The organism is Nocardia sp. CC201C, from assembly GCF_030010695.1.
GTDB lineage: Bacteria > Actinomycetota > Actinomycetes > Mycobacteriales > Mycobacteriaceae > Nocardia > Nocardia otitidiscaviarum.
The window spans coordinates 1-4,266 of sequence record NZ_JASCXP010000528.1; the positions used below are offsets into that span (position 1 = coordinate 1).

The 4,266-nt window shown below is 66.9% G+C and carries 5 protein-coding genes; 3 read left to right on the forward strand and 2 right to left on the reverse strand.

Annotated features, from left to right (window positions below; translation table 11 throughout):
* Positions 1–839: alpha/beta fold hydrolase (locus QK444_RS33290; RefSeq protein WP_282786009.1), on the forward strand; the 839-nt coding region annotated here is incomplete at its 5' end.
* A gap of 63 nt (positions 840–902) precedes the next feature.
* Here QK444_RS33290 and QK444_RS33295 read toward each other — a convergent pair.
* Complete coding sequence (locus tag QK444_RS33295; RefSeq protein WP_282786010.1) at positions 903–1,601, reverse strand: TetR/AcrR family transcriptional regulator; 699 nt, start codon at positions 1,599–1,601, stop codon at positions 903–905.
* 114 nt (positions 1,602–1,715) lie between these two features.
* Between QK444_RS33295 and QK444_RS33300 the strand changes: the two genes are divergently transcribed.
* A complete protein-coding gene (locus QK444_RS33300) occupies positions 1,716–3,104 on the forward strand; it encodes an AarF/ABC1/UbiB kinase family protein (RefSeq protein WP_282786011.1) in 1,389 nt (462 codons plus the stop codon).
* Here QK444_RS33300 and QK444_RS33305 read toward each other — a convergent pair.
* Positions 3,101–3,589, reverse strand: a complete 489-nt coding sequence (locus QK444_RS33305; RefSeq protein WP_282786012.1) for a response regulator transcription factor — start codon at positions 3,587–3,589, stop codon at positions 3,101–3,103. The two genes, QK444_RS33300 and QK444_RS33305, sit on opposite strands and share 4 nt — an antisense overlap.
* A 252-nt stretch (positions 3,590–3,841) precedes the next feature.
* Between QK444_RS33305 and QK444_RS33310 the strand changes: the two genes are divergently transcribed.
* A partial coding sequence (locus tag QK444_RS33310) for a hotdog domain-containing protein (RefSeq protein ID WP_282786013.1) occupies positions 3,842–4,266 on the forward strand: 425 nt, incomplete at its 3' end.

Here is a 4,266-nt window from a genome sequence, read left to right on the forward strand (position 1 = left end):
ATGCCCCCCCGCCGGGCGCGAACGACTGGAACTGCAAGCCCACCGCCGAGCATCCGCGGCCGGTGCTGCTGGTGCACGGCACCTGGATGAACGCCTACAACGGATTCGCGTACATGGGCCAGCCCATCAAGGACGCCGGATTCTGCACCTTCACCTTGAATTACGGGCGCTCGAATCTCATCGAGGGCGGCGGACTCGGATCGGTGCTGCCCGGCGTCATGGGCACCGGCTACATCCAGGACTCCGCAAAGCAGTTGGCGGCCTTCGTCGATCGGGTGCTGGCGGCCACCGGCGCCGAGCAGGTCGATATCGTGGCGCACTCCCAGGGCGGCTCGATGGCGAACTGGTACACCAAGTTCGAGGGCGGCGCGGCGAAGGTCCACGACCTGATCACCTACGGCGCGACGCATCACGGCACCTCGCTGGTCGGGATCGGCGCGCTCGGACGCGCCATCAACAATCTCGGGATCGATGTGCTCGGCCTCGTCGAGATCTTCGTGGGGCACGCCGGAATCCAGCAGACCATCGGCTCGGACTTCGTGAATCGGCTGAACGCCGACGGCGATACCGTTCCCGGCATCGAGTACACCATCGTGGCCACCCGCTACGACGAGATCACCAATCCGTACGATCTGACCTTCCTGCGGCCGGGACCCGGTGCGCGGGTCGACAACATCCTGCTGCAGGACGGCTGCGAACAGGACCTGTCGGATCATCTCACCATGATGTACTCGCCGCGGTCGCTGTCCATCGCGCTGCGGGCGCTCGACCCGGTGCGGTTCCCGGAGCTGGTGTGCGACTTCAACCCCTGGCTGGTGGGCGGCGGCGGATCGCTCTGACGGCCGACTCGAACAGGCCCACCGGGAGCTGACCCCCGGTGGGCGCGTCCCGCGTCGGTGCCGTCAGTTGGCCGCACCGACGCCGTCGACCACGGGAGTCGTTGTGGCCGAGACGGTTCGAGCGGCGCGCTGCTCGGATTCCATCCACGCGCTGATCATGCGCGCGGTCGAGGCGATGGCCTCGCGGCGGGCCTCCCCGTCGACATCCAGCGCCGAGGCCCGCAGTACTCCCGCGAACCCGGTGTTGATCAGTACGAAGGTCATGACGTCGTACCGGTGATCGTCACCCGGGCCGAGCAGTTGGATCAGCAGCACCTTGACCAGCAGGCGCAGCCGCGGTTCGAATTCCGGGAGACCGCTGCTGTAGAACTGCACTCCGGCCACCAGGGCGCGCACCAGTTTCGCATTGGCCACCAGCTCCTCGGTGAACACCTCCAGCAGTTCGGTGATCAATTCCGGCAGCGCGTCGACGAATGTTGAGTTGATCCGTTCGCGCGATATCTCGGAAACCCACTGGGTGAAGCGACGTTCCGAGCTCTCCAGCAGCCGCCCCAGCAACTCGTCCACGATCACGGAGCGATCGGAGAAATACCGGTACAGGGTGCCGATGCTCACCCCGGCCTCGGCGGCGATCCGATTCGTGGAGGTATCGGCGATTCCGCGTTCACCGAACAGGCGTGCGGCGGTGTCGAGAATGTGTTCCCTGGTCGCCTTCGCACGCTCCTGGGTCGGACGACGGCGCTGTCTGACGGCTTTCGTCATCCTCGCGATCTCCTGTCGTGCGGTGAAAGTCGAGCTTTGCTCATCTTAGGGTGTTCCAGATCACTGCGGTGCGGTATGTTGATGCGCCACACGTGGCACAGGGAGGTGCGCGCAATGGCCGGTCGAGTGCCTTCGGGGCGGCTGGAGCGGGGAACTCGACTGGGTCGACTGGCCGCGGGGCAGGCGATGCGCGGCATCGGCACCAGGCTGTCCATGATCGGGCGTCCCGACGAGGCGCGACGAATCCTCGCGGAGCGCTCCACATTACAAGCCGCGCAGCAACTGGTCGCCGTGCTGGGCACCATGAAGGGCGCGGCCATGAAAGTGGGGCAGATGCTGTCGGTGCTCGATCTGGATCTCGTCCCGGAATCCCATCGGGAACTGTTCCGGCACAAACTCGCCGAACTTCAGGACCGGGCGCCGGTGGTCGGATTCGCGCAGATGCGCGCGGTCGTCGAGGACGGTCTCGGACCGCTGTCGCGGGTTTTCGCCGACTTCGACGAGGAGCCGATCGCCGCGGCCTCGATCGGCCAGGTGTATCGGGCGCGGCTGCGCGACGGCCGCACGGTCGCGGTGAAGGTGAAGTATCCCGATGTGGATCGGGCGGTGGCCGCCGATATGCGCAATCTCGGCATGATCAGCGGGCTGCTGCACGCCGTATTGCCCAGCGCGGGTGACGCTTCGGTACTGGACGAGATCAGCCGGAATATCGGCGGGGAACTCGACTACCTGCGGGAGGCGCGCAACCAGCATCGCGTCGCGTCGCGATATCGCGACCACCCGCTCATCACCGTTCCGGACAGCATCGCCGAATACTGCACCCACAACGTGCTCGTCACCGAATTCCTCGACGGAAAGTCCTTCGAGCACATTCGCTCCCTGCCCGCCCGCGACCGGGACCGTATCGGCGAGCTGATCTACCGCTTCTACATCACGTCGCTGTTCTCCGACTACGAGTTCTGCGGTGATCCGCATCCGGGCAATATCCTGCTGCATTCGGACGGTCGGCTCGGATTCGTCGACTTCGGTCTCTACCACCACATGAATCGGGTCGACGTGGAATTCGAGCGCACCGGAATGCGCGCCGCGGCCGAACAGCGCGCCGAGGATCTGTACCGGCACTGGGTCGACCGCGGCATCATCGCCCCGGATGCGGGAGTCAGTGCGCGGGAATGCCTCGACTACGTGTGGGCCGCCGCCGGATGGCATCTGCTCGACGAGGACATCACCATCACCCCGGAGTGCGCCACCGGTGCGGTGGTGTGCGCCATCGACCCCCGAATGTCCGAGTTCCGAGGCATGCGACAGCAATCGCTGCCGCGCGAACACGTGTTCTCCCGCCGCACGGATCTGTGGACCTGTGCCGTGCTCGGACGGCTGGAGGCGACCAGCAATTGGCATCGGCTCGCCCGCGAATGGCTCTACCACGAGCCGCCGCAGACCGAGGTCGGACGGACCATCGCGCGCTGGCACCGCGACCGGACGCGACGGGCCGCTCGTTAACGCTCGGCGAGCGCGCGGCGACGGAACTCCCGCATCAGCACCGGGGTCGCGTGGCCGTCCAGATAGGACTCGCCCGCGGCCACGGCCTTCACCGAGTCGGCGAGCGCCAGGCCGGTGAGATCCTTGACGATATAACCGGCCGCACCCGCACCGACGGCGTCGAGCATGGCGCCCGCGCTGACATCGGAGGTCAGGATGAGGAAGCGGGTGGCGGCATCGGCCGGGACACTGCGGCACAACTCCAGCCCGTCCCCGTCCGGCAGCTGCGGTTCGAGGATCACGACATCGGGTCGCAGCTCGGCGATGAGCAGCCGGCCCTTGGCCAGGGTGGCGGCCTCACCCGCCACCGATACCGCGGGGTCGAGGTCGAGCAGGTCGCGCACCGCACGTCGGACCGCACGCTCCTTGTCGACCAGGAGCACGCGGACCCGTCTCGCGGATGCGGGGCGGGGGCGGCCGGAGCCACAGTGCGACGTCGTGCTCATCCCTCGAGGATCCTCCGGCCGCCGGTGCGGCAACCGGTGAGAAAGCAACCTGCCGCGAGGACTTTCGGCACCGAAATGTCGGGCACGTGATGTCGGCGACCCCGGTTTGTCCCCGTGCCGACCACCGATAGCGGCGCGGCCCGGCGGAATCACAATTCAAGATCGAAATCCGGCGGAGTGGAGGCGGGCGGAGGTAGGCTCGCGATCGCGGTACCGATCGATTCCACCCCCGGATCACGAGGACGGTACGAGATGATCTTCCATACCCGTCGCTGGATCAAACCGCAGGACCTCAACCCCAACGGCTCGCTGTTCGGCGGCACCCTGCTGGCCTGGCTGGACGAGGAAGCGGCCATCTACGCCGCCGGTCAACTGGACAATTCCCGATTGGTGACCAAGTACATCTCCGAGATCGAGTTCATCAATCCGGTGCGGCTCGGCGACGTGATCGAACTCGGCGTGGTCGTGCGCGACTTCGGCCGCACCTCGATCACGCTGGGCTGCGAGGTCCGCAACAAGGTCACCGGACAGCCGGTGCTCACCATCGACAGGATCGTGTTCGTCAATCTCGACGCCGAGGGGCAACCCCTGCCGCACGGTCGGCAGGAGGTCACCGAGACCCGCATGGTGTACCGGCGGCCGCCCCCGGTCGAGGTCGACGCGGCCGCGGCACCCTC

Excerpts from the sequence above, each read along its gene's own strand:
- QK444_RS33305 (WP_282786012.1), bottom strand. The coding sequence starts at position 3,589 with ATGAGCACGACGTCGCACTGTGGCTCCGGCCGCCCCCGCCCCGCATCC.
- QK444_RS33295 (WP_282786010.1), bottom strand. The coding sequence starts at position 1,601 with ATGACGAAAGCCGTCAGACAGCGCCGTCGTCCGACCCAGGAGCGTGCG.
- QK444_RS33300 (WP_282786011.1), top strand. The coding sequence starts at position 1,716 with ATGGCCGGTCGAGTGCCTTCGGGGCGGCTGGAGCGGGGAACTCGACTG.